A 24,543-nucleotide genomic window follows, 5' to 3' on the forward strand; every position below is an offset into this window, starting at 1 on the left:
GATCAACTATCCGCTCGCCGCTCTGCGCTTGCGGCGATGATAGGTCAGCGCCAGCGCGATGCAGTGCCGCAATGCGTCCTCCGGCACGTCCGCGGATGCGTCGAGCAGGATGCAGCGATTGCCGCCATAGCTCAGCTCCGGATAGAGCTCGCGAAAGGTCGCGATGAGGTCGGTCTGGCAATGGACATAGAGCGCATAGCGATCGGGCTCTGACTCAATCCGGTCGATGCGGATGGTGCTGCCGCTGCCGGTTTCCGTCGTGAGATAGCTGGGCTGGCCCCATTTCAGGGTCTCTTGCAGAGTACCGACACCCGTCGTTGTCCTCGCCGTATCCAGGATCAATCGTCGCAGCGTCTCCAGTCGTCGGCGCAGCCGCTGCGGATAGCCTGCAAAAACGGCGGCGACGGCGGCTGGCGCGGTCGGCGTGCGCAATCGATGCCGTCTGGTGTGAGAAGCGGTTGCCTGCATGCCTGCCTCCGAATGTCAGCTGGACGCAGACTAACGCAGGACGGTAACGCCGGCCATGATCGGGAGCCGCGGCGAACAGGGCGGATTGCGACTTTGCCTCCGCCGCCCAGAGCCTCAGGCCGCCTTGCGCAGGCCCGCCAGGAACGTGTCGACGCTCTTGAACAGGGCGTCCGCATGCTTGCCGAGGTCGCGCGTGGCGACCATGACGTGGTCGGCGAGCTGACGCGACTGCTCGGCGGCATCGCTGGCGCCGGCGACGTTCTGCGAGACTTCATTGGTGCCGGAGGCGGCCTGCTGGACGCTGCGCGCGATCTCGCGCGTCGCCGAACCCTGCTGCTCGACAGCGGCGGCAATGGTGGCGGCAATGCCGCTGATCTCCTGGATCGTGCCGCTGATGCCGCCGATCGCGGTCACGCAGTCGGACGTGGCGGCCTGGATCGAGCTGACCTGGCCGGCGATCTCTTCCGTCGCCTTCGCGGTCTGGCCGGCCAGCTCCTTGACCTCGGCGGCCACGACCGCGAAGCCGCGGCCGGCCTCGCCGGCGCGCGCCGCCTCGATCGTGGCGTTGAGGGCGAGCAGATTGGTCTGGCTCGCGATCGCGTCGATCAGGCGCAGCACGTCGCCGATCTTCTCGGCGGCCGCCGCAAGGCTGCCGACCATCTCGGTGGTCTGTCGGGCCTTGACCACCGCCGAGTCGGCCACTTTGCTCGAATGCGCGACCTGACGGCCGATCTCGGTCACCGAGGAAGCGAGTTCCTCGGACGCTGCGGCGACGGTCGACACGCCGTTCGAGGCTTCCTCGGAGGCGGACGCTGCAGCCGCCGCGCGCTGCGAGGTGCCGTTGACGCTTGCCGTGATCTCGCGGACCACGCGCTCCATGTCTTCAGTGGCGCGGGCGACCGAGGACACCACGCCCTTGACGTCGGCCTCGAAGCGGTCGGCCATCTGGCGCTGCAGCGCCTGCTTCTCGCGCTCGGCGCGGTGCTGTGTCGCCTCCTGCGCCTCGCGCAGCGAATTGGTCTCGATCATGTTGCGGCGGAATACGTCGACCGCCTGCGCCATCGTGCCGAGTTCGTCCTTGCGTTGGCCGCCGGGAATGGTGACCTCGGTGTCGCCGCTCGACAGCCGGCGCATGACGGCGGTGATCGCAACCAGCGGACGCGAGATGCCGCGCGCGACCAACAGCGCGACGATGACGGCGAGCAGCAGGATCACGATCGTGCCGATGATCAGCTGCTGCTGCGCGCCGGCGGCCGCGGCCTCATAGGCGGTCGTGTCCTTGATCAGTTCGAGCACGGCGATCGGGTCGCCGGCGTAGTTCCTGATCTGGCCGACATAGACCGCGGCGGGCCGGCCCGCCAGCGTCGCGTCGCGCTGCAGGGCTGTGCCCTTGAACACTGCGAGCACCTCGTCCGGCGTCGCGACGACATCGTCGCCGAAGGTGGAGGAGAGCCGTTTCGGCTGCTGGTTGTCGATCCAGTAGACGGCGAGATCGATGCCGAAGCGCTGTTTGGCACGATCGACGAATTCCTTGCCGAAGGCCGCGCCGACATCGACCGTTGCGATCACCTTGCCGTCGCGGACGATCGGCGTCATGCCGAAGATGCCGAGCGACAGTCGGCTCTGCTCGACGCCGGCGATCTGCCGGCCGGTCTGGTTCGCCTGCACCACCGTGAGCCGTCGCTTCGAGGTGTCGTCGCCGAATACTTTCGGCTCGTGCACGCGGTAGAAGTTGGTGGCCGGCGGTGCCCACACGTTCACCAGCGGAATCCCTTGCGCCTTCAGCGAGGTCATGGCGCCGCCGAGCAGGGCGCCCAGCGCCTCGCGGTCGCCCTTGACGTAGGCGTCGGCGATCGGCGGCAGCGCGGCCAGCGTCGAGCTCACCGCCAGCGCGGCGCGGCCCTCGTAGTCGATGCCGGCGACGACGCTGTCGAATTGCAGCTTCAGCTGCTGCTCCAGCGCCAGCCGGGTCAGGGCGCGTTGCTGGAGCACCGAGAAGGTGCCCAGAACGGCGCAGGCGATGGCGACCGTGAGCGACAGGGCGATGATCAGACGGGCGGAGATCGACCGGAGACGGGACATGGGACATTCCTTGCTGCCGCGCAAAGGTCCCAAAATTTCATTAAGGAACGGATACCGTAATTATACGGCTGTTGAATTTGGCGAGTCGACCCGAGCAGGGCGAATGGTCCCGACTCAATCCGCAGAGCACCCTGCGCCATCGGCTGGCGGGACCACCGTCCGCCTTCGGCGTCGGGGACACGTGGCCGCCGATCGCCGTCAGCATCCCCGAACGGCCGTTCGTCATGTCGTGAACATCGGCATGAAGCCGGCGACCAGCTTGACCAGGTCAGCCTGCCGGCTGGCGCCGGTTTTTGCGAACAGACGGGCGACATGCGTCTTGACGGTCGATTTGGAGACGCCGAGAGAGGCCGAGACTTCGGAGATGCCGCCGACGTCGAACAGGGCGAGCAGAACGCGCAGCTCGGTCGGCGTCAGTTGATAGGCGCGCCGGATGACGTCTTCGTTGGCGAGGCCCTTGAGGCGGGCCTCGCAGACGAGAATGGCGGACGCGACGCTGCCGGGCCTTCCGCCGTGGGAATCTCCGCCGAATCCCTGCGGCAGGACGTGGACGACGTGACGCTCGAGATTTTCAGTCGTCAGCGGAAGTGAGATGACATTCATGTTGAAGTCGAGGTTGCCCCGTCGTGCGATGGCGTCCTGTATCGTCCGGTTGACATCGACATCGCGCGCGACAAGCCGGCCGTTGACGATTTGTAGAACCTCGTCGGCGTTGAGGATTTTGCGACCGGGGGCATTGGCGTGAACGATGCGTCCGTCACGGTCGATGAGGAACAGGCCCGCCCGCAGCCGGTCGAGGATGCTGGAAAACGTGGCCGCTTCGCTCAGCTTTCGGCCGAATACCTTGGCGATGAGAATTGCCCTCCTTACGTGGGGCGCTACGAGCGATATGCGCCCGATCATGTCATCGTCGACCGCGTCATCGGAGTCGTTTCGGTTCACGTCGACCCGCCGATGCGGGTCTCGACGTGCGCCCATCATCAACCCTGTGGCTGTGCCGTTGGATCGTCTTCTCTCCCGGTAGACGAGGTGGGCGCATTCGTCACGATGAGGCGTAAGTTCGAGAAGACTCAAGACCTCTTCGACATCGAGAAGCGATACCGCTGTGAAAGGATCGAAGTCGCCATAGAGCTCCGAATGCATCAGCATGTATTCGAGGTCGGAGCCGATATCGTGGCCCGCGAGGACAAACCCGGCAGCCAGATCGTCGAAGCGAAGCTCGTCCCGCCGGCCGCCGACGAATCTCGCAATTCGTTGCAGCGCAACTCCCCAAAGCCCGGGATTGAGCACTGCGTCATAAATGTCACTGACGACGGAGTTCAACTTTTCGTCTTCACTCATATTACAAGTTGGCCTGTTTGATCGGATCTTCAGGGCTTCCGGACAGTTCGCCGGGCCTCGCCGTCGTTCATTCGGGCGATGCGACTTCAGGAGGTTCCGATTATGATTGCAATCCTTGTGCGAACAACAACTTGAAACGTTTGCCCTCAGAAGGCAAATTTGTTGTCGCAATCCTTTTGATAAGGAGAACTTTGATTGCGTGGCCTCAACCTCGACCAACTGAGAGCTCTCCTCGAGGTGGTCGAGCAGGGCAGCTTCTCCGCTGCGGCGCGTCGTCTCAACCTGACCCAGCCGGCGGTGAGCCTGCAGATTCGCGAACTAGAAAGACGCTTCGGCTTGCGCCTGATCGAACGCCTGGGCAAGCAGGCGCACGCGACCGCGCCCGGCGTCGAGCTCGTAGAAGCGACGAGGCGTATCTTCCGCGAGTGTGACCATGCCGACGCTGCGATGCAGCGTTTTCGAGCAGGCTGGGCCGGTCGCGTGCAGGTCGGAACGACACTGACGGCAATGATCTACCGCTTGCCGCCTCTGCTTCGCAGTTTGCGTCTCGACCATCCCGGGATCGATCTCGTCGTCACCAACATGCCCACGGAAAAAGGCGTCCAGGACGTGATTGAAAACCGCGTCGATCTCGCGCTCGTGCATATGCCGATCAGCAAGCGGCAGCTCAAGATCACGCCACTATTCTCGGAGGCGATGGTGGCGATCTTTCCGGCCGGGACTCGCGGCGTTCCTGAGGAGATCACTCCCGACTACGTCGTGCAGCACAATCTGCTGGTCGAGCAGGCCAGCAGCGCGGCCTATTCGCTGGTCATCGGCTGGCTGTCGGGGCGGTTACCGGCACGAGGGCCGACGCCGCTTGGCACTGTCGAGGCGCTGAAGAGCGCGGTTGCGGCCAATCTGGGCATGGCCGTCGTGCCGGACATCGCGGTCGCCATGCACCAGTCCGACTTCATCGTGCGGCCGCTGAGCCCGCCGCTGTCGCGCACGCTGGCGCTGATCGAACACCGAAACAAGATGAATGAGCCCGCGCTTGAAATCGTCCGCAACGCGCTGCTCGGTCTGAGGGAGCCGCCTTCTGCGGCCAAACCAAACAGGCGCCAGCGCGCAGAACGCTGAGCGCGTGGCGTCGTCCTCGGTCCTCGCTGTGTGTCGACCGAACGTTCAGCGATCGGACAGGCACGGCCGTCTCAGCTGTCGACCTTGAGGGCTGCGATGAAGGCTTCCTGCGGGATGTCGACCTTGCCGAACTGCCGCATCTTCTTCTTGCCTTCCTTCTGCTTCTCCAGAAGCTTGCGCTTACGCGTGATGTCGCCGCCGTAGCACTTGGCGGTGACGTCCTTGCGCAGCGCGCGCACGGTCTCGCGCGCGATCACCTTGCCGCCGATCGCCGCCTGGATCGGGATCTGGAACATGTGCGGCGGGATCAGCTCCTTCATCTTCTCGACCATGGCGCGGCCGCGGCCTTCCGCACGCGTCCGGTGCACCAGCATCGACAGCGCGTCGACCGGCTCGTTGTTGACGAGGATCTGCATCTTGACGAGGTCGGCCGGCTTGTAGTCGGTCAGGTGGTAGTCGAACGAGGCGTAGCCCTTGGAGACCGATTTCAGCCGGTCGTAGAAGTCGAACACGACCTCGTTGAGCGGCAGCTCGTACTTCACCATGGCGCGGGCGCCGACGTAGGTGAGCTCCTTCTGATTGCCGCGGCGGTCCTGGCACAGCTTCAGCACGCTGCCGAGATATTCGTCGGGCGTCAGGATCGTGGCCTCGATCCAGGGCTCCTGGATCTCGGCGATCTTGACTACGTCGGGCATGTCGACCGGGTTGTGGATCTCGATCTCTTCGCCGTCGGTCAGCTTCATCTTGTAGATGACGCTTGGCGCGGTCGCGATCAGGTTGAGATCGAATTCGCGTGACAGCCGCTCCTGGATGATCTCCAGGTGCAAGAGCCCGAGGAAGCCGCAGCGGAAGCCGAAGCCGAGCGCGGCCGAGGTCTCCATCTCGAACGAGAAGCTCGCGTCGTTGAGGCGGAGCTTGCCCATCGCCGCGCGAAGAGTCTCGAAATCGTCGGCGTCGACCGGGAACAGGCCGCAGAACACGACGGGGATCGCGGGCTTGAAGCCCGGCAGCATCTCGGTGACGGGTTTGCGGTCGTCGGTGATGGTGTCGCCGACGCGGGTGTCGGCCACCTCCTTGATCGCCGCGGTGATGAAGCCGATCTCGCCGGGGCCGAGCTCGTCGACCTGTGTCATCTTCGGCGTGAAGAAGCCGACGCGCTCGACGTCATAGGCCGCGCCCGTGCCCATCATCCGGATGCGGCTACCCTTCTTCATGACGCCGTCGACGACGCGGATCAGCACGACGACGCCGAGATAGACGTCGTACCAGCTGTCGACCAGCAGCGCCTTCAGGGTCGCGCTACGATCGCCCTTAGGCGGCGGCAGGCGGGTGACGATCGCCTCCAGCACGTCGGGAATGCCGAGGCCGGTCTTGGCCGAGATCATGACGGCGTCGGAGGCGTCGATGCCGATGACGTCCTCGATCTGCTGCTTGATCTTGTCCGGCTCGGCCGCCGGCAGGTCGATCTTGTTGAGGACCGGGACGATCTCGTGGTTGTTGTCGAGCGCCTGGTAGACGTTGGCGAGGGTCTGCGCCTCGACGCCCTGGCTCGCGTCTACGACCAGCAGCGAGCCTTCGCAGGCCGCCAGCGACCGCGAGACTTCATAGGCGAAGTCGACGTGGCCGGGCGTGTCCATCAGGTTGAAGATGTAATCCTTGCCGTCCTTGGCGCGGTAGTTCAGGCGCACGGTCTGCGCCTTGATGGTGATGCCGCGCTCGCGCTCGATGTCCATCGAATCGAGCACCTGCTCCTTGCCCGCCATCTCGCGGTCCGACAGGCCGCCCGTCATCTGGATCAGGCGGTCGGCCAAAGTGGACTTTCCATGGTCGATATGGGCGACGATGGAGAAGTTGCGGATGTTGGGAATGGGGACGGTCGTCATCGCCGCGCAGATAGCATCCCAAGCCCCCGAGCAGCAACCATATTGCTGAATTTCCAGGGTCTTTCTTCACGGCAAGCTGATTTCCTGTGCGCCGAAAACAGGCTACCGAGGGCGGATGTCGAGTACCTCTCTCCCGCATCTGGCGACCCGGCCGCGCAGCCGCCTCGGACCGCAGCGTTTAGCCGCCTGGCTGGTGGCGCGCGCCACCGCGCCTGCGACATCGTTTTGGGCCGTCCTAGCGTTCGCGGTCGCTCATGCGGCGCTGTGGACGGTGATCCTGACCAATCTGAAGGCCGCGCAGGACGTTCACATGGACGTCGCCGAGGCCTATGCCTGGGGCAGCCGGTTTCTGCTCGGCTACGGCAAGCATCCGCCGCTGTCGGGCTGGATCGCGGGCCTCTGGTTCACGGTGTTCCCGGTCAAGGACTGGGCGACGTATGCGCTGGCGATGGCTGTGGCAGGCAGTGGTCTCGTCGTCTGCTGGTTCGCGAGCCTCAAGGTGGTCGACCGTCGCAGGGCGTTCTTCGTCGTGGTCATGGTCGCGCTGTACCCGATCTTCAATTTCAAGGGCTTCAAATACAACGCCGACCTGGTCCAGCTGCTGACCTTGCCGCTCCTGGTGCTGGCCTATCTCCATGCCTTCGAGAAGCGCAGCATCGCCTCCGGCCTCTGGCTGGGCCTCGCCGGCGCCGCCGCGCTGATGACGAAATACTGGGTGCTGACCATGATCGGCGCCATCGGGCTGGCGGCGCTGCTGCATCCGGAGCGGCTGCGCTTCCTGGCTTCGCCCGCGCCCTGGGTCGCCATCGTCACGATGCTGGTCGCGATGATCCCGCATCTGGTCTGGCTCTGGAGAGTCGATTTCGTTCCGCTCACCTATGCAGGCGATGTCTACACGCTGTCCGATCGCGGCCGGGCTGCCGAACTGGTGCTTGGCTATATCGGCCACAATGCCGCGCTGCTCGCCTTGCCGGTCGCGCTGGCGGCGCTGGTGCTGGCTTGGCCGCCGCGCTTGGCGTTCCGCAACTGGCGGCGCGGCCCCAATCCGGGCGTCGATGTGAGCCAGGCGCTCAACGTCTGGCTGGTGCAGGCGATCGTCGCGATCGGACCGCCGCTCGGCGGGCTGGCTTTCACGATCTATATGAAGACCGATTGGGGCATCTCGCTGTTCTTCCTGGTGCCGCTGGCACTGGTCGCGATCCCCGCGCTGCGATTGCGGCGCGCCATGCTGCCGCGGCTGGCGGCCGTCTGGCTGGTGCTGTCGCTGATCACGCTGGCCGCCTCACCATGGATCGCGGCGCGCGAGATGGCCGCCAATCCGAACGGCGCCACCGGCTATGGTGCGCGGTCGCAGCTGGCCGTGCAGCTGACGCGGGCCTGGCACGCGCGGTTCGGCTCGCCCTGGCCGCTGGTCGCCGGCTACTCCGAGATGAACACGCCGATGACGTTCTACAGCCCCGATCATCCGCGGCCGTACACGGTGCCCTACACGGCGGACGAGACCTGGGGCTCCGGCCTCAGCTCGCTCGACGATCTGAAACGGGAAGGCTTCATTGGCGTCTGCGACACCACCGACAACCGCATCGCCGCCTGTGAGGCCTGGATGGCCAAGGAGGCGCCCAAGGGCGAGCCGCTGGTGATGACCACGCAGCGCTTCTTCCACGGCCAGGCGGGCCCTGCAATCGTTTGGAAGGTGTATATTCAGGCGCCGGGACAATAATCCAGAGCACGTCATTCCGGGACGTATCTTCGTGACGTTCGTCACGGAGATACGTCCCGGAATCTCGAGCTGGGGTTCAGTTTCGCACAACAAGCTCGAGATTCCGGATCGACGCGCTCTGGGCGCGTCGTCCGGAATGACGGGTTTGACTGGATGGCGCCTACACGCCCTCTTCGTGGAACTTGTCGTTGACGAGATCGGTGATCGCCTGCAGGGCGGCCTCCGCCTCTGGGCCGGCCGCCGAGACCAGGATGGTGGTCCCCGGTGCGGCCGCCAGCATCATCAGGCCCATGATCGAGCGGCCGCCGACGGTCTCGCCACCGCGCGTCACCCAGACCTCGGCCTGGAAGCGCTCCACCATCTGAACGAACTTGGCCGAGGCGCGCGCATGCAGTCCGCGCTTGTTGGTGATCAGCAGTTCCCGGGACAATGCACCTGCAGGCACGGCCGGGCCGGCGACATGGTCCTGCGGCGCGTCCTCGTCGCTCATTTGCCGGCGAGCACCCGGCTGGCGATGGTCACGTATTTGCGGCCGGCTTCCTGCGCCATCGCGATCGCATCGGGCAGAGAGCGTTCCTCGCGCACTTTGGCGAGCTTCACCAGCATGGGCAGGTTGATGCCCGCGAGCACCTCGACCTTGGGCCGGCTCATGCAGGAGATGGCAAGGTTCGACGGCGTGCCGCCGAACATGTCGGTGAGAATGGCGACACCGTCACCGGTGTCGACACGGTTCACGGCTTCGATGATGTCGCTTCGACAGAGATCGGAATCATCGTCGGCGCCAATCGTGACCGCTTCGATTTGTTTTTGAGGACCCATAACGTGTTCGAGCGCCGCTCGGAACTCGTCGGCGAGGCGCCCATGGGTCACCAATACCAGGCCAATCATCGGATACTCCTCGCGGGCGCCTTGGGTGCACCGCACGAACGCGCCACTTTGACCATCCGGAGCCCCTGCGCAAGAGGGCATGTTCGCGATACTCCCGGATTCTGGCATACGGAAGGGGAAGCTGGCGAAGGTCTACTCGGTGGCAATTGTGGGGCTGATATGGTTACCAATTTGCCTCACACAATCGTCCGAAAGATTACCGGAACATGAAGTCATGCTGGTAATCAGTGCTGCTGCAACCAGAGGGAGGGGTGAAAAGCCCGGTCCGACGGGTATTCGTGGCAATTCAATACCGTTCAGATGAACGAACAGCGATTCGGCGTTCGGCAGCCGGGCGGCGTCCTCCGCCATCAGGTCGACCACCAGCCCCAGTTTTGCCTCTGACACATGGTCGCAGGAGCGGATTCCAAGGCCGCGAATCTCGATCAGGCCGGCCAGGGCAGGGGCGGGGCTGACCCACATTTCTCCGCCGCGTGTGGCGAGATGAACACGGTCGTCGCCGACCAGGACCGCCTGCGGCAGCTGTCCGGACCGGCCCGCCAGGATCAGATCGAAGGCGAGCCGCGATTTGCCCGAGCCGGAAGGGCCCCGGATGAGGACAGCGAGCTCCCCCACCCGAACGGCTGATGCATGGATGCTCGGCGCTGCGCTGGTCACGACGCCGGCAGCCGGACGATGAAGCGCGCGCCGGCCACGGTCGGATTGCCTTCGTCATCCACTGGGCCGGGGCGGTTCTCGGCCCAGATCCGCCCGCCATGGGCGTCGATGATCTGCTTCGAGATCGACAGCCCCAGGCCGGAATTCTGGCCGAAGCCCTGATGCGGCCGGTCGGTGTAGAAGCGCTCGAAGATGCGCTGCAGGGCGTCCTCGCGAATGCCCGGACCGTCGTCGTCGACCACGATCTCGATCTCGGAGCGCACCCGCCGGCAGGTGATGCGCACCTTGCCCGCCGCCGTCGAGAACGATTGCGCATTCGACAAGAGGTTGGAGATGACCTGGCCGAGCCTGGAATCGTGGCCCGGCGCGGAGAAGGTGTCGTTGGCGCCGCGGCCCTCGAACCGCACCTCGACGGTGACGTCGGTGCCGAGCTTGGTCTCGTTGGCGACCGAGGTCAGCGTCGTCAGCAGGCGGCGCATGTCGACCAGGGTCATGTCCTGGCGCTGCAGCTCGGCATCGAGCCGGCTGGCGTCGGAAATGTCGGAGATCAGGCGGTCGAGCCGCTTCACGTCGTGCTCGATGACCGCGAGCAGGCGGCTGCGGCTGTTGTCGTTGCGCGCGAGCGGCAGGGTCTCGACCGCCGAGCGCAGCGAGGTCAGCGGGTTCTTGAGCTCATGGGCGACGTCGGCGGCGAACATCTCGATCGCCTCGATCCGGTTGTAGAGCGCGTCGGTCATGTCGCGCAGTGCGCCGGAGAGATGGCCGATCTCGTCACGGCGACGGGTGAAATCGGGAATTTCGACGCGCGTCTTGATCCGGCGGCGGACGCGCTCGGCGCTGTCGGCGAGGCGTCGCACGGGACCTGCGATGGTGCTGGCGAGCAGCAGCGACAGCACGATCATCACGGCGGAGGCGACGCCGCCGACCTTGAGGATCGCGAGACGCTCTGCAGTGACCATCTGGTCGATGTCGTCGCCTTGCGTCGACAGCATCAGCGCGCCATGGATGGTGCGCGACCGCTGCACCGACACGGCGACCGAGACGATGACCTCGCCGCGCGAATTGACCCTGACCATGCTGCGCTTCTGGCCCTTCAGCGCGTCGGTGACTTCCTCGTAGCCGTTGCCGTTCTCGGGGCCGTATTCGCGATACAGCGGCAGGTCGCCGCGGTTGAGCCAGGTGCGCACCGAGATCATGGCGCGCTCCACCAGGCCCGGCTTTTCGCTGGACGGCGGCGGCAGATCGAAGCGCAGCACGTTCTCCAGGTTGCGGCTGTCGAGCAGGAGGCCGCCATTGGGATCGTAGATGCGCGCACGCGTCTTGGTCGGCGAGATCAGCGTACGCAGCACCGGTGCAACGCGTTCCGGATTGATCGGGAAATCGAGCGGCGAATATTCGTCGGGCGCGCCGTAGCTCTCGCCCGGCTTGAGGTCGAGCAGACGATCGGGGTCGATCGTGATCGTGTTGGTCTGCACCGTGGCCGAGGCCGCGATCGCGCCAGCGATGATCTCGGCCTGCACCAGCAGGCTCTGCGCCCGCGCGTCGATCAGGCCGGCGCGGAACTGCGACAAATAGAGGATGCTGGCGACCAGCGCGAGCAGGCCGGCGATGTTCAGCGAGACGATGCGGCGGGTGAGGCTCGAGAACGACAGCGCGAACAGGAACTGGCCGGCGCGGCGCAGCCAGCTCACCGGGCGCTGCCAGCCCGAGACCTGCGGCGTCTCGTCGGCTGCGCCGTCGGTCACGTCGGAAGCCGCGGTGCCCTCGGCGCTGAGACCTGGGTCAGGATGCGTTCGATCGAGCAATGTGAGTGCTCCGATTCCGACGTTCGCAAGGCATGTGCGACGGCTCCAATGAGAACGTCAAGTTCGCCGCACCAGCTGCCCGTCTCCGGCATCTGCGCTCGAGAGGCGCCGGAGCCCGCCCATCCTGCCCAACCCCGTTCGCGACGTCAGCGCGCAAGGTCACGTGACGCCGCCCAGGCGATGCTTCAGGTTTCCTTGAAGCGATAGCCGACGCCGTAGAGGGTTTCGATCATCTCGAACTCCTCGTCGACCATCTTGAACTTCTTGCGCAGCCGCTTGATGTGGCTGTCGATGGTGCGGTCGTCGACATAGACCTGATCGTCATAGGCCGCGTCCATCAGCGCATTGCGGCTCTTGACGACGCCCGGACGCTGCGCGAGCGCCTGAAGAATCAGAAACTCGGTGACGGTCAGCGTCACCGGCTCGTTCTTCCAGGTGCAGGTGTGCCGTTCCGGGTCCATGCGCAGGAGGCCGCGATCGAGCGCCTTGGCGTCGTTCTCCTTCGGCAGCGCCGTCGGATCCTTCGGCTGCGAGCGGCGCAGCACGGCCTTGACGCGTTCGACCAGCAGCCGCTGCGAGAACGGTTTGCGGATGAAGTCGTCCGCGCCCATCTTCAGGCCGAACAGCTCGTCGATCTCCTCGTCCTTGGAGGTGAGGAAGATCACCGGCAGGTCGGACTTCTGCCGCAGCCGCCGCAATGTCTCCATGCCGTCCATGCGCGGCATCTTGATGTCGAGGATGGCGAGATCCGGCTGACTCGTCCGAAAGCCGTCGAGCGCCGACGCACCATCAGTGTAGGTCATGATGCGATAGCCTTCGGCCTCGAGCGCGATCGAGACGGATGTAAGAATGTTGCGGTCGTCATCGACCAAGGCGATTGTGGGCATGAGCCTGCTTTCAGAGTCTGGTTAGCCGAGACTGCGATAATCCGGATAAGGGCCGCATAAATGGGCTTCGAACATGGTCAACGAGCAATGCAAGCTGGGCTGAAGTGTGACCGAGTTCCACAAATACCATGGCAAAGTCTTGTGCCGTGCCTAAGTCTACAGCCCGTTTAGCCGAAAAAAGGCCTTCATTGCAACAGGATGGACGAGGGAAAGACGATGCAGCCGAGCTTTAACCCTAACCGCGTCACCGCCTCCCTGCTGCGACGGAGCCGGCAGGGTGCACTTGCAACCCTGATGACGGGTTCGGGCGATCCCTATTGTTCCCTCGTCAACGTCGCCTCCGCCGCTGATGGCGCACCGATCATCCTGATCTCGCGTCTAGCCGTGCACACGAAGAATGTGGTGGCGGATTCGCGGGTGTCGCTGATGCTCGATGAACGCGCGCCGGGAGATCCGCTGGAAGGCGCGCGAATCATGCTGTCGGGAAAGGCCGAGCAGGCCACGGACGAGAATCGTGAAGCGCTGCGCCGTCGGTATCTCAATGCGCATCCTTCCGCCGCGGACTACGCCGATTTCGCCGACTTCTCGTTCTTCCTCATTCGTCCCTCCGGCACGCATCTCGTCGCGGGCTTCGGCCGCATCGTCGATCTCAAGCCCGAGCAGTTTCTCACCGACGTTTCCGATGCGGCCTCGCTGCTCGCTGCCGAGCAGGGCGCCGTCGATCACATGAATGCGGATCATCGCGATGCTCTCGCCCTCTACGCGACGAAGCTGCTCGGCGCCGAAGCTCTGGAGTGGCGCTGCAGCGGCTGCGATCCCGAAGGGCTGGATCTGACGGCTGACGGCAAGACATTGCGGCTGGATTTCCCCGAGCGCGTGACCTCGCCCGGCGAGTTGCGCAAGATGCTGGTGCGGCTCGCCGACGAGGCGCGCGCGAAGGAGTGATGATTAGTTTGAGCCTGGCTCTCCTGAAGTTGGAGCCGCGCTCGGGCCATGCAGGCGATGGGCTCCCTCGCCGCGCTTGCGGGACAGGTGAACGCCGCGCACGCTGCAAGGTCCTGTAGCCTAAGACGAGGACGGCGCGCTTGAACGCCGCCGCGCGCCGCTGCGACCTATCTCCGTCGTGGCGGAGGTCCGAACATGCGAATCTGCAAGCGCGTGGCAATCGCAGTTTGGACCTCGCTGATCGCGAGCGGGTTGCTGCAGCCGTGCCTGGCTAAGACCGATCTCACCGCCGAGAGCGGGCGGATCATTGCGCTGAGTAGTGCCGGAAAATACCGCGAGGCGCTGCCGCTGGCGCAGGCCATGGTGGCGAGCCTCGAAGCGACCTCCAACAAGCGCGAGCTTGCGGCGGCGCTCACCAATCTCGGTCAGGTCCAGGCCTCGCTCGGCCGCGATGCCGAGGCCGAGCCGATCTCCAAGCGCGCCCTGGCGCTTTATGAAGCGGCGCTCGGGCTCGACAGCGTGGAGATCGCGCCGGCCCTCAACAATCTCGCGGCGCTGTATCAGCGCCAGCAGCGTTACGCCGAGGCCGAGCCGCTGTTCAAGCGCGCGCTGTCGATCCGCGAGAAGGCGTTCGGAGCCGGTCATCCCGATGTTGGACAGGCGCTGAACAATCTCGCCACGCTCTACGAGCGTCAGGATCGCCATGGCGACGCCGAGCCCTTGTTCAAGCGCGCGCTCGCGATCTACCGCAAGGCCGTCGGCAACGAGAGCGCGCCGGCCGCGACCCTGCTCAACAATCTCGGCCAGCTCACCAAGAGCGACGGCCGGCTCGCGGAGGCGGAGCCGCTGATCCGGCAGTCCCTTGCCATTCGCGAGACGCTGCTCGGCGCCGACCACCCGGACGTCGCGCGCTCGCTCAACAACCTCGCCGACCTCAAGCAGCGTCAGCAGCGCTATGACGACGCGGCGCCGCTGTTCGTCCGCGCGCTCTCGATCCGCGAGCATGCGCTGGGGCCCGATCATCCCGACACCGTCGCTGCGTTGAACAACCTCGCCGGGCTGTATCAGGCTGCCGGGCGCAACTCGGATGCGCTGCCGCTGGTCGATCGCACCGTCCAGCGCGGGCAGGCGCAGCCGAAGGTGGCGCTGCCGGTGCTGTTTGCGGCGGGACGTGACGGCAGCCTGCCGGCGGGGAAGGCGTTCGACGGCGCGATCGACGTGCTTCAGCGCAGCGCGCAGTCGCAGGCCGCGTCCGCCGTCGACAAGCTTGCCGTCCGGCTCGCCGCCGGCAATGACCGGCTCGCCGAGCTCGTGCGCAGGGATCAGGATCTCGCTGCCGAAAGCGAGACGCTCGACAAGGCCATCATCGCCGCGGTGACGCGTCCTGCCCGGCAGCGCGATCTCGCCGCCGAGAAGCGCGACAAGGCGCGCGTTGCCGCGGTTGCAGCCGAGCGCGTCGGATTGCGAGCGGCGCTTGCGCGCGAGTTTCCGGACTTTGCCGCGCTGTCGAATCCGTTGCCGCTCAATTTGTCCGAGATCCAGCCGCTGCTGGCCGACGGCGAGGCGCTGGTCGCGTTTGCGGTGCTCGACCACAGCTGCTTCGTCCTGGCGATCACGCGCGATGGCTTCGATTGGCAACAGATTCCGCGCGGCGCCGCTGCGCTCGCGCGCGATGTCGTGCGGTTTCGCCGTGGTCTCGCGCCCGGTGCTGTGACGGAGGGCGCCGCCAGGTCCGACCTGTTCGATCTCGCAGTCGCCAGCGAGCTGTACACCACGTTGCTGGCGCCGGTCGAAGCGCTGACGAAGGACAAGCGCAGTCTGCTGATCGTGCCGGCAGCCGCGCTGACCGCACTGCCGTTCCATCTGCTGGTGACGGAGCCGCCGGCGCAAGCGGTTCCCGATGCCGTGACCGGTTACCGGGATGCGGCCTGGCTGTTGCGCCGCCAGGCGGTCTCGGTGCTGCCGTCGCTCGGCAGCCTCAAGGCGTTGCGCGGCACGGCGCGGGGTGACCGTGGCGGCAAGGCCATGGTTGGCTTCGGCGATCCCGTCTTCGATCCCACTCGTACCGGCGCGCCCCCCACGGGCGCCGCCAAGCAGGCCGCGCGCAACATCGCGACGCTCGCCTACACCGACTTCTGGCGCGGCGCCGGCGTCGATCGCGCCCAGCTCGCGCGCGCTCTGCCGCAACTGCCCGATACGGCGGATGAGCTCAATGCGATCGCAGGCGATCTGGGCGTCGCCCCGTCGGATGTTCATCTCGGCATTGATGCCAGCGAAACGACCGTCAAGCGCGCGCCGTTGACGGATTACAGGATCGTCTACTTCGCGACGCACGGCCTGGTGGCCGGCGACGTCAAAGGCATCGCCGAGCCGTCGTTGGCACTCAGCCTTCCGGCCGTGCCGTCGGCGCTCGACGACGGACTCCTGACGGCCAGCGAAGTTGCGCAGTTGAAGCTCAACGCCGATTTCGTCGTGCTGTCGGCCTGCAACACGATCGCAGGAGACAGGCCTGGGGCGGAAGCGCTGTCGGGTCTTGCTCGGGCGTTCTTCTATGCCGGTGCGCGGGCACTGCTGGTGACGCACTGGGCCGTCGATTCGGCGGCTGCGACACGGCTGATGACCGATACGTTCCACCGGCTCAAGGACAGTCCGACGATTGGTCGCAGCGAGGCGCTGCGGCGCGCCATGCTGGCCGTCCTCGATGATCGATCTTCGCCGGCCAGCGCGTATCCTTCGGTTTGGGCGGCATTCCTGCTTCTCGGCGAAACCGAAGTGCGCTGATATATCTGTTGCGCTGCAGCATGCTTCGGGCCTGGTGCCGTTTGCTGCTCTGATGAGCAATTGCCTGCCAAAAATGAGCTACGCGCATCAGCTGCCGGCAATAACCAATTCGACCGGATCGTCTTGGCAAGACCAGCGTTGATCAGTATTAGGTCGACGACCGCGCTTTGGTAAGGCGATGTAAACGGTAACGGTCACCGCGCGACGCGCCACGAATTTTCGCGCGCAACAGATGCGGGTTCTCAGGAGGGACTTTCGTGCAAGAGACGGGTCTACGCAACGGTGCCTTCGGTGCCGACAAGTTCGGCTTAAAGAATCTCAAGCAGGTGCATTGGAATCTCGGCGCTCCCCAGCTCTATCAATATTCGCTGGCGGCGGGCGAGGCGGTGCTGTCTTCCGATGGTGCGTTGTGCGCGGATACCGGCGAGTTCACCGGTCGTAGCCCGAAGGACAAGTTCACGGTTCGCGATGCCTCCACCGAGAAGATGTGGTGGGCGGGCAACCAGGCGATCACGCCCGAGCAGTTCGAGGCGCTGTATCAGGACTTCGTCAAGCATGCCGAAAGCAGGACCCTGTTCGCGCAGGATCTCTATGGCGGCGCCGATCCGACCTTCCGCATCAAGACGCGCGTCTTCACCGAGCTCGCCTGGCACTCGCTGTTCATCCGCACCTTGCTGATCCGCCCCGAGACCATCGAGCTCGATACCTTCGTGCCGGAGCTCACCATCATCGACATGCCGAGCTTCCGCGCCGATCCGAAACGTCACGGCGTGCGCTCGCAGAACGTCGTCGCGATCGATTTCGCCCGCAAGATCGTCCTGATCGGCGGGTCTTATTATGCCGGTGAGATGAAGAAGAGCGTGTTCACCACGCTCAACTACTATCTGCCCGGACGCGGCGTGATGCCGATGCACTGCTCGGCCAATGTCGGTCCGAAGGGCGACACCGCGATCTTCTTCGGCCTGTCCGGCACCGGCAAGACGACGCTGTCGGCCGATCCGAACCGCACGTTGATTGGCGACGACGAGCATGGCTGGGGTCCGTCCGGCGTGTTCAACTTCGAGGGCGGCTGCTACGCCAAGTGCATCAAGCTGTCGCAGGAAGCCGAGCCGCAGATCTATGCGGCGTCGAGCCGGTTCGGCGCGGTGCTGGAGAACGTGGTCCTCGACGAGGATACGCGCGTTCCCGATTTCGACGACGGCTCCAAGACCGAGAACACTCGCTCGGCCTATCCGCTCGACTACATTCCGAACGCCTCGCGCACCGGCCGCGCGCCGCATCCGAAGAACGTCGTGATGCTCGCTGCCGACGCCTTCGGCGTGCTGCCTCCGATCGCCAAGCTGTCGCCGGCGCAGGCGATGTACCACTTCCTGTCGGGCTACACGGCGAAGGTCGCCGGCACCGAGCGCGGCCTCGGCAACGAGCCGCAGCCGGAGTTCTCGACCTGCTTCGGCTCGCCGTTCCTGCCGCTCGACCCCTCGGTCTACGGCAACATGCTGCGGCAGCTGATCGCCGATCACAATGTCGACTGCTGGCTGGTCAACACCGGTTGGACCGGCGGCAAGTATGGCACGGGCACGCGGATGCCGATCAAGGTGACGCGCGCGCTGCTGACGGCGGCGCTCGACGGCTCCTTGCGCAACGTCGAGTTCCGCACCGACAAATATTTCGGCTTCGCGGTGCCATCAGCGCTGCCGGGCGTGCCGAGCGAGATCCTCGATCCGGTCAACACCTGGAAGGACAAGGCCGAGTTCGACAAGACCGCGCGCGCGCTGGTCGGCATGTTCCAGAAGAACTTTGCCAAGTTCGAAGCCCAGGTCGACGCCGACGTCCGCGCCGCCGCGCCGGATCTGAAGCTGGCGGCGGAGTAGCTGTCTCCAAACCTCTCCCCGTGATGGGCGAGGTTAAGCTGCATCCACAGCTGTCGTCCCGGCGAACGCCGGGACCCATAACCACAGGACAGCGTAGTGAGGCGTGCGGGCAGCTTCAGCCTCCGCCAAATCTAGGACGGTGTTTATGGGTCCCGGCTCAAGGCCGGGACGACACCGATAGTGTGGCGCCGACCATCCGTCTCACGCCTTGAAATACGCGATCTGCGTCGTCGTCGCGAGCAGCCGGCCCGACGGCGACCACAGCTCGCCGTGCTGGTCCTGATAGCTGCGGTTGAACACCTTGGCATCCGCGGTCGCGAGCACATGCGTGATGTTCTCGGCGGCCAACTCATCGCGGCTGACGTGGAAATAGGTCGTCAGCGACACTGTGCCGAACGGCACCAGCTCGCCGCGGGCATGGAAGACGCGGCCGAAGAACGCATCCGACATCGCCAGCAGCGACAGGCCATCGAGCTTGCGCGGCCTGCGGTCGGAGATCCAGAGACGGGAATAGCTGCTGTGCGGCTCGCCCGACGGTGAGGCGCCGGAGGCCGGGCGTCCTTCGATGAAGCGGAAGTCGTATTGCTTCGTCCACGACATGTTCGTATTGGGATGACGCTTGACCTGATCGAACGGCGGCGCCTCGGGCTTGACGGCCGGCTGGTGCGACCATGACGGCCGCCGCTCGGCGAACACGGCGGTGGCGAGCGTCGCAGCGTCCGCATTGCCCTGGCTCAGCTCGACGCACCAGTGCTGCGAGGAGCGGTTGGCCTTCACCAGCCGCACGTCGAGATCGAACGGCCCCTCCGCGATCGGCGCGCAATAGTTCACCGTGAGCGCCAGCGGATCGCCCTGGATTTGCGGATGCTCGATCAGCGCGCGCAACACGGTCGCCGCGGTCGCACCGCCGAACGGGCCGACGAAGGCCCAGTAGTCCGGGCTGGTCCGGCCCTGCCAGCGGCTGTCGCCGGCGGTGACGCGGGTGGCGTCGTCGAACAGGTGAGCTGAGCTTTCAGGAAGCATGATCCGTCCGCACCTCGACTTGCGTGCCATCCCACCGCCGAAATTCGATCGTTTCGGTCAGCTCACCGTATTGTCGATAGCCGGCAAGATCACCGGCTGGATCAGCCGAGATCCACGCGTCGGTGATCTTGCCGCCGATACGCTGTACGGTGATGACGCTGACGCTCGTGATGAGGTCAGTCACCAGGCGCTCGGTCGCTTCAGTCTCGCTCAACCCGGACAGGTCAGCCAGGGTGCTGCCGTGGGTATGCCAGGGACAGCCGTCGAACCCCATCGTCAAATCGCCGTCAGGACAGATGACCAGAAACTTAAGCAGGCCGTCGGGGCTGACATATTCGCGGGGCTGCATTGGCGCTGACTACTCTCGACCACTGCCGTCATTGCGAGGAGCTCTCGCGACGAAGCAATCCAGTCTTTTCACTTTGCCCTGGATTGCTTCGCTTCGCTCGCAATGACGACGGAGCGTTGTCACCTTTTCACGCCCGCTGCGCATGCACCGGTGTTGCCGCAATAGGACCGACCGGCACGTTCCAGATGTCGTCGGCATATTCGCGGATGGTGCGGTCGGAGGAGAACCACGCCATGCGCGCGACGTTGAGGATCGAGGCCCGCGTCCAGGCAGGCACCGTCTGCCAGCGTGCATCGATGCCGCGCTGGGCCTCGTAGTAGGAATCGAAATCGGCCGAGACCATGTAGTGGTCGAGATGGCGCAGCGCATGCGCGATCGGCTCGAAGCGGCCCGGCTCGCCCGGCGAGAAGGCGCCTGCGGCGATCGCATCGATGGCGCGCGCGAGCCGCGGCGAGCGGCGAATGAGATCTGTGGCGTCGAGGCCCTGCTTGCGCCGGAGCATCACGTCCATCGCCTCCATGCCGAAGATCGCGATGTTGTCGGCGCCGACATTGTCGCGGATCTCGATATTGGCGCCGTCCAGCGTGCCGATGGTGAGGGCGCCGTTCAGCGCCAGCTTCATGTTGCCGGTGCCGGAGGCCTCCATGCCGGCGGTCGAGATCTGCTCGGAGAGGTCGGCCGCGGGAATGATCGCTTCCGCCAGGCTGACATTGTAGTCGGCGAGGAACACGACCTTGAGCCGGCCGCCGATCGCGGCATCGTTGTTGACGACCTCGGCGACGTCGTTGATCAGCTTGATGATAAGCTTGGCGTAGCGGTAGCTCGCCGCCGCCTTGCCGGCGAAGATTTTCACCCGCGGCACCCAGTCGCGCTGCGGGTCGTCCTTCATGTCCTGGTATAGCGCGACGGCCTCGATGATGTTGAGCAGCTGCCGCTTGTACTCGTGGATGCGCTTGATCTGCACGTCGAACAGCGCGGCGGGATCGAGGCGCACGTTCATGCGCTCGCCGATCAGACGCGCGAGCTGCACCTTGTTGTGATGCTTCACGGCGCGGAACTTCTGATGGAAGGCGCTGTCGCTGACGTAGCTCTCCAGGCTCGGAAGCAGGGTCGGATCATCGACGATGGCGTCGCCGCAGGCTTCCTGCAACAGGCTGGTCAGCTTCGGATTGGCCAGCATGAGCCAGCGGCGGAAGGTGATGCCGTTGGTCTTGTTGGTGATGCGGCCGGGATAGAGATGGTTGAGATCGTGGAACACGGTCTCCTTCATCAGGTCTGAATGCATCGCCGAGACGCCGTTGATGCGATGCGAGCCGACGAAGGCGAGCTGGCCCATGCGCACGCGGCGTCCGCTCCTCTCGTCGATCAGGGACACCGAGGCGCGATAGTCGATGTCGCCGGGCGCGCGCTCCTCGGCCAGCGCCAGATGCTGCGCGTTGATGCGGTAGATGATCTCGAGATGCCGCGGCAGCAGCCGCTCGAACAGTTCGACCGGCCAGGTCTCGAGCGCTTCCGGCAGCAGCGTGTGGTTGGTGTAGGACAGGGTCGCGACCGTGACCTTCCAGGCCTCGTCCCAGCGGAAATTATGCAGATCGACCAGGATGCGCATCAACTCGGCGACCGCGAGCGACGGATGCGTGTCGTTGAGCTGCACCGCGGCCTTCTGCGACAGGCTGCGCAATTGCCCGTCGGAGCCGAGATGGCGCTTGACGAGGTCCTGCAGCGAGGCCGAGACGAAGAAATATTCCTGGCGCAGCCGCAGTTCGCGTCCCGCCGGGCTCTCGTCGTTCGGATAGAGGAATTTGCAGATCGCTTCCGCACGCGCTTCTTCGGCCGATGCGCCGAGGTAGTCGCCGGAGTTGAACACGTCGAGCTTCAGCGGATCGGGCGAGCGCGCCGACCACAGCCGGAGCGCATTGACGTGCTGGCCGCGCCAGCCGACGATCGGCGTGTCGTAGGCGACGGCCTGCACGGTCTCGCCGGGATGCCAGACGGCACGGGCGCGGCCCTTGTCGTCGATGTGCTCGACGCCGCCGCCGAAATGGACGTGATAGACCACCTCGGGACGCTGGAATTCCCAGGGATTGCCGAACGACAGCCAGACGTCCGGATATTCGTGCTGCCAGCCGTCGACGATCACCTGCCGGAACAGGCCGAAATCATAGCGGATGCCGTAGCCGATCGCCGGGATCTGCAACGTCGACATGCTCTCCATGAAGCAGGCCGCGAGCCGCCCGAGGCCGCCATTGCCGAGTGCGGCGTCCGGCTCGCATTTGCGCAGATCCGTCAGGCCGACGCCGAGATCGCCGAGCGCGGTCTCGAACACCTTCATCAGCCCCATGTTGTTGAGCGCGTCGGTGAACAGGCGGCCGATCAGGAATTCCAGGCTGAGATAATAGACGCGCTTGCGTCCGGCGTCGTAGCTCTCTTTGTCTGCGGTCAGCCAGCGATGCACGATGCGGTCGCGCAGGGTCAGCGCCGCGGCATGGTACCAGTCCTGCGCCGTCGCCTGGCTTGCTTCCTTGCCGATGGCAAGCCGGAGCTTGGCGAGGACGTCGCTCTTGATCTCGGCGACCGCCAATTCGTCGACGGGCTGGCCAGAGGTGGCGAAGCTGCGCTGGGGCGGGTGGTCTGTCACCTTGGAAACCTGTGATGCTACGTGGAACCAGAAAAAAGCATACGATGGTTGGGTGCGGATCGAAACCCGGGGAAGGGCCGGTCCGCACAGCTCGGTGATAGAAAATTATGCAAGGTTCGGGCCGGGTTCCGATGAGGAACGGGGGCGATAATGCTGCATGTGCACATGGTCCTCCGTCGTCATCCCGGCGGAAGCCGGGATCCAGACTCACCGGCCGAAGATGAGGCCCGACAGGTCGCTCCAATCGAGATTGTCTCTTTGAATGAGCTCGACCTTCCAATCGCGATGCCAGTTCTTCAGCTGCTTCTCGCGGGCGATCGCCTCGAGCGGCCTCGCAAAGCGCTCGACGTGAACGAGCCGAAAAACCCTGTACTTGCTGACAAACTTAGACCCTCGACCAGCACGATGCTCTTCCAGCCGCCGTCTCAGATCATTCGTCACTCCGATGTACAGCGTGCCGTGATGCCCGCTGGCGAGGATGTAGACCGTCCATGCGGCCTCGGTGCTCATCGGTCGTGCAAACCAAACAGCTGCGGTGGGTCTGGGTCCCGGCTCGGGGGCCGGGACGACGATAAATGAGCACTTCCCTTTTCGGCAAGAACAAATTAAGAACAATTTAGCAAGCGATCGTTATCTGTGGTTCGATTCGATCTCTCCGCCAGACGCTCCCGGCATCAGCGCATCACGCGAGGATACCATGTCCACCACCGCCTTCGATCCATTGGCCCTGACCCGCATTGCCGATTTCGCGCGCACCTTGACGCGGCTGCACAAGACCGCGCGGCGACGCGCCGTCGACGACGATCAGATCGACCGTGCGTTCAACGCCGTCTGCATGTCGGTCTGGGGCTACACGACCGACGACATTTCCGACGATCTGTTCTCGGCCACCGACCACACCTTCCTCGATGGCCTCGACGAGGCGCGGGCGCGCATCTTCGCCGCCGAGCAGGGCTATGATCTCGTCGACGACGAGGGCATGCTGACCGACTGGTGGGGCTTCTGCTGGATGATCCTGGCCGAGAAGCGGGGTCTGCTGACGCCGGACAACCGCGAGGCCGCGCGCGTGGCGATCGAGGAGAAATATCTCACCGCACCGAACGTCATCGGCGTCATCGTCGGGCGTTAAAGACTTCGGCCGTCATTCCGGGCGCGCACGGCGCGAACGCGGCATCTCGAGTCGGGCAGGGTCTCTTATCGAGACCTCAATTCACATCCGCGCGCTTCTCGCGGCTCACGGCAGGCTTGGGCGCAATGCTTATCGGCGGCGCGACGCTGACATTGACCTCGGCTGGTGCGGGCGCAGGTGGCAAGTCGGCGCCGACAGTGTCGGCACGCACCGGCGCGACCTTCATCTCGTTGAGCCTGGCGCGGGTATCCGAGTTCAACCCGGGATAGGACGCCACTGGTTTGAAATCGGCCGGTTGGCTGTTGCCGCCGCGCGGGCCCGAATAGGCGACGAGTCCGTCGCTGGTCGCGACCACGTCGCCGGGTCGCAGCGAGGTGTCGAGCGACAGGTCGACCGGAGCCAGCCCGGCCGGATCGCGACCATTGCAGGTGCAGTCGGGACGCAGCGCCTGGCGATAGGCGAACGCGTTGTCGCTATCGGCGTAGCGCTCGCCATTGGCCGCGGTCGCGTAGTCGATGTTGGAGCCGAAATAGACCTTGGTCGCGCTGGCCGGGCAGAACGCCTGGCACATCTGGACGGGTGAGGCGAGGCCGCGCGCCAGCGGGAAATAGCGGCCGTCGCAGCTGCGCACGCAGAATGCCGCGCCGGATCCGCCGGAGGCCGCGCGCGGCTGCGGTGCGGCTTGCGGATTGCTGCCGAACGGATCGGAGAAGAAATTGCCCTGCGGCGCCTGGCGCTGCGAGGCCGGCTTGTTGAAGCCGCCGAACAGGAAATCGAACAGGCCCTGGGCCGCGGCCATGTGCGGCGTCAGCGCCACCGATACGGCGATGCCGATCGCGGTCGCGAACAGCACGCGGCGGGGCACCCGCCGAAACGACGACACGCTACGCAACACCCACTCCCACCGTCACCGCCAAGATATCCACCGCAAGCCCTGCCCGGACGCGGGCCAGCCCG

Annotated in this window: 20 protein-coding genes; 6 read left to right on the forward strand and 14 right to left on the reverse strand. The window is 65.2% G+C overall.

Translation table 11 applies throughout. The features are described 5' to 3' along the window. Positions 1-6 precede the first annotated feature (6 nt). The 3 genes from LQG66_RS25065 to LQG66_RS25075 all read right to left on the reverse strand — a co-directional run bounded on the left by LQG66_RS25065 (position 7) and on the right by LQG66_RS25075 (position 3,873). Positions 7-468 carry a DUF1801 domain-containing protein gene (locus LQG66_RS25065; protein WP_231318327.1) on the reverse strand — a complete coding sequence of 154 codons (462 nt, stop codon included), beginning with the start codon at positions 466-468 and terminating at the stop codon, positions 7-9. Positions 469-582: 114 nt separating this feature from the next. Next, positions 583-2,550: a methyl-accepting chemotaxis protein gene (locus LQG66_RS25070; protein ID WP_231318328.1), complete on the reverse strand. Its 1,968-nt coding sequence runs from the start codon at positions 2,548-2,550 to the stop codon at positions 583-585. Between the two features lie 222 nt (positions 2,551-2,772). Next, positions 2,773-3,873 (reverse strand): helix-turn-helix transcriptional regulator, encoded by a 1,101-nt coding sequence (locus LQG66_RS25075; RefSeq protein WP_231318329.1) that lies wholly within the window; start codon positions 3,871-3,873, stop codon positions 2,773-2,775. Positions 3,874-4,086: 213 nt separating this feature from the next. Between LQG66_RS25075 and LQG66_RS25080 the strand changes: the two genes are divergently transcribed. After that, a complete protein-coding gene (locus LQG66_RS25080) occupies positions 4,087-5,010 on the forward strand; it encodes a LysR family transcriptional regulator (RefSeq protein ID WP_231318330.1) in 924 nt (307 codons plus the stop codon). A gap of 71 nt (positions 5,011-5,081) precedes the next feature. Here LQG66_RS25080 and lepA read toward each other — a convergent pair whose 3' ends face one another. Further along, positions 5,082-6,893 (reverse strand): translation elongation factor 4, encoded by a 1,812-nt coding sequence (gene lepA, locus LQG66_RS25085; RefSeq protein WP_231318331.1) that lies wholly within the window; start codon positions 6,891-6,893, stop codon positions 5,082-5,084. Positions 6,894-7,008: 115 nt separating this feature from the next. Between lepA and LQG66_RS25090 the strand changes: the two genes are divergently transcribed. Continuing rightward, entirely contained in the window at positions 7,009-8,613 is a 1,605-nt protein-coding gene (locus LQG66_RS25090) for a glycosyltransferase family 39 protein (RefSeq protein ID WP_231318332.1), read from the forward strand. 160 nt (positions 8,614-8,773) lie between these two features. On the opposite strand, the gene LQG66_RS25095 is transcribed toward LQG66_RS25090, so the two are convergent. The 5 genes from LQG66_RS25095 to LQG66_RS25115 form a co-directional block, all read right to left on the reverse strand. After that, positions 8,774-9,103, reverse strand: a complete 330-nt coding sequence (locus LQG66_RS25095) for an HPr family phosphocarrier protein (protein ID WP_231318333.1) — start codon at positions 9,101-9,103, stop codon at positions 8,774-8,776. Further along, positions 9,100-9,501, reverse strand: coding sequence for a PTS sugar transporter subunit IIA (locus LQG66_RS25100; RefSeq protein WP_006611446.1), 402 nt, complete (start codon positions 9,499-9,501; stop codon positions 9,100-9,102). Before LQG66_RS25100 ends, LQG66_RS25095 begins: the two co-directional genes overlap by 4 nt. 132 nt (positions 9,502-9,633) lie before the next feature. Next, positions 9,634-10,158: an HPr kinase/phosphorylase gene (locus LQG66_RS25105; protein ID WP_231318334.1), complete on the reverse strand. Its 525-nt coding sequence runs from the start codon at positions 10,156-10,158 to the stop codon at positions 9,634-9,636. Next, entirely contained in the window at positions 10,155-11,963 is a 1,809-nt protein-coding gene (locus tag LQG66_RS25110) for a sensor histidine kinase (RefSeq protein ID WP_231318335.1), read from the reverse strand. Before LQG66_RS25110 ends, LQG66_RS25105 begins: the two co-directional genes overlap by 4 nt. Before the next feature lie 185 nt (positions 11,964-12,148). Then, positions 12,149-12,850 (reverse strand): response regulator transcription factor, encoded by a 702-nt coding sequence (locus LQG66_RS25115; protein ID WP_006611449.1) that lies wholly within the window; start codon positions 12,848-12,850, stop codon positions 12,149-12,151. A 216-nt stretch (positions 12,851-13,066) separates the two neighbouring features. On the opposite strand from LQG66_RS25115, the gene LQG66_RS25120 reads away from it, so the two are divergent. The 3 genes from LQG66_RS25120 to LQG66_RS25130 all read left to right on the forward strand — a co-directional run bounded on the left by LQG66_RS25120 (position 13,067) and on the right by LQG66_RS25130 (position 18,447). Next, entirely contained in the window at positions 13,067-13,795 is a 729-nt protein-coding gene (locus LQG66_RS25120) for a HugZ family pyridoxamine 5'-phosphate oxidase (RefSeq protein WP_231318336.1), read from the forward strand. Between the two features lie 195 nt (positions 13,796-13,990). Continuing rightward, positions 13,991-16,576, forward strand: coding sequence for a CHAT domain-containing protein (locus tag LQG66_RS25125; protein WP_231318337.1), 2,586 nt, complete (start codon positions 13,991-13,993; stop codon positions 16,574-16,576). Between the two features lie 257 nt (positions 16,577-16,833). Further along, a complete protein-coding gene (locus LQG66_RS25130; protein ID WP_231318338.1) occupies positions 16,834-18,447 on the forward strand; it encodes a phosphoenolpyruvate carboxykinase in 1,614 nt (537 codons plus the stop codon). A gap of 201 nt (positions 18,448-18,648) precedes the next feature. Here the strand turns inward: LQG66_RS25130 and LQG66_RS25135 are convergent, their stop codons facing one another. From LQG66_RS25135 to LQG66_RS25150, 4 genes are all read right to left on the reverse strand, one after another. Further along, positions 18,649-19,470, reverse strand: coding sequence for an acyl-CoA thioesterase (locus LQG66_RS25135; protein ID WP_231318339.1), 822 nt, complete (start codon positions 19,468-19,470; stop codon positions 18,649-18,651). Beyond that, positions 19,460-19,819, reverse strand: coding sequence for a hypothetical protein (locus tag LQG66_RS25140; protein WP_231318340.1), 360 nt, complete (start codon positions 19,817-19,819; stop codon positions 19,460-19,462). The genes LQG66_RS25135 and LQG66_RS25140 overlap by 11 nt, the downstream gene beginning before the upstream one ends. 127 nt (positions 19,820-19,946) lie before the next feature. After that, positions 19,947-22,457 carry a glycogen/starch/alpha-glucan phosphorylase gene (locus LQG66_RS25145; RefSeq protein WP_231318341.1) on the reverse strand — a complete coding sequence of 837 codons (2,511 nt, stop codon included), beginning with the start codon at positions 22,455-22,457 and terminating at the stop codon, positions 19,947-19,949. 207 nt (positions 22,458-22,664) lie between these two features. Beyond that, a complete protein-coding gene (locus LQG66_RS25150) occupies positions 22,665-22,967 on the reverse strand; it encodes a GIY-YIG nuclease family protein (RefSeq protein ID WP_231318342.1) in 303 nt (100 codons plus the stop codon). A gap of 187 nt (positions 22,968-23,154) precedes the next feature. Here LQG66_RS25150 and LQG66_RS25155 point away from each other — a divergent pair, with 187 nt between their 5' ends. Then, complete coding sequence (locus LQG66_RS25155; RefSeq protein ID WP_231318343.1) at positions 23,155-23,586, forward strand: hypothetical protein; 432 nt, start codon at positions 23,155-23,157, stop codon at positions 23,584-23,586. Positions 23,587-23,662: 76 nt separating this feature from the next. Here the strand turns inward: LQG66_RS25155 and LQG66_RS25160 are convergent, their stop codons facing one another. Further along, the gene (locus LQG66_RS25160; protein WP_231318344.1) at positions 23,663-24,478 is read right to left on the reverse strand and encodes a DUF2865 domain-containing protein; all 816 of its coding nucleotides are present in this window, start codon (positions 24,476-24,478) and stop codon (positions 23,663-23,665) included. Positions 24,479-24,543: the final 65 nt, after the last annotated feature.

This window comes from Bradyrhizobium ontarionense, assembly GCF_021088345.1.
Lineage (GTDB): Bacteria > Pseudomonadota > Alphaproteobacteria > Rhizobiales > Xanthobacteraceae > Bradyrhizobium > Bradyrhizobium ontarionense.

Coding starts and splice junctions, on each gene's coding strand:
- LQG66_RS25065 (WP_231318327.1), bottom strand. CDS start 468: ATGCAGGCAACCGCTTCTCACACCAGACGGCATCGATTGCGCACGCCG.
- LQG66_RS25070 (WP_231318328.1), bottom strand. CDS start 2,550: ATGTCCCGTCTCCGGTCGATCTCCGCCCGTCTGATCATCGCCCTGTCG.
- lepA (WP_231318331.1), bottom strand. CDS start 6,893: ATGACGACCGTCCCCATTCCCAACATCCGCAACTTCTCCATCGTCGCC.
- LQG66_RS25090 (WP_231318332.1), top strand. CDS start 7,009: ATGTCGAGTACCTCTCTCCCGCATCTGGCGACCCGGCCGCGCAGCCGC.
- LQG66_RS25095 (WP_231318333.1), bottom strand. CDS start 9,103: ATGAGCGACGAGGACGCGCCGCAGGACCATGTCGCCGGCCCGGCCGTG.
- LQG66_RS25100 (WP_006611446.1), bottom strand. CDS start 9,501: ATGATTGGCCTGGTATTGGTGACCCATGGGCGCCTCGCCGACGAGTTC.
- LQG66_RS25115 (WP_006611449.1), bottom strand. CDS start 12,850: ATGCCCACAATCGCCTTGGTCGATGACGACCGCAACATTCTTACATCC.
- LQG66_RS25120 (WP_231318336.1), top strand. CDS start 13,067: ATGCAGCCGAGCTTTAACCCTAACCGCGTCACCGCCTCCCTGCTGCGA.
- LQG66_RS25125 (WP_231318337.1), top strand. CDS start 13,991: ATGCGAATCTGCAAGCGCGTGGCAATCGCAGTTTGGACCTCGCTGATC.
- LQG66_RS25135 (WP_231318339.1), bottom strand. CDS start 19,470: ATGCTTCCTGAAAGCTCAGCTCACCTGTTCGACGACGCCACCCGCGTC.
- LQG66_RS25140 (WP_231318340.1), bottom strand. CDS start 19,819: ATGCAGCCCCGCGAATATGTCAGCCCCGACGGCCTGCTTAAGTTTCTG.
- LQG66_RS25150 (WP_231318342.1), bottom strand. CDS start 22,967: ATGAGCACCGAGGCCGCATGGACGGTCTACATCCTCGCCAGCGGGCAT.
- LQG66_RS25155 (WP_231318343.1), top strand. CDS start 23,155: ATGTCCACCACCGCCTTCGATCCATTGGCCCTGACCCGCATTGCCGAT.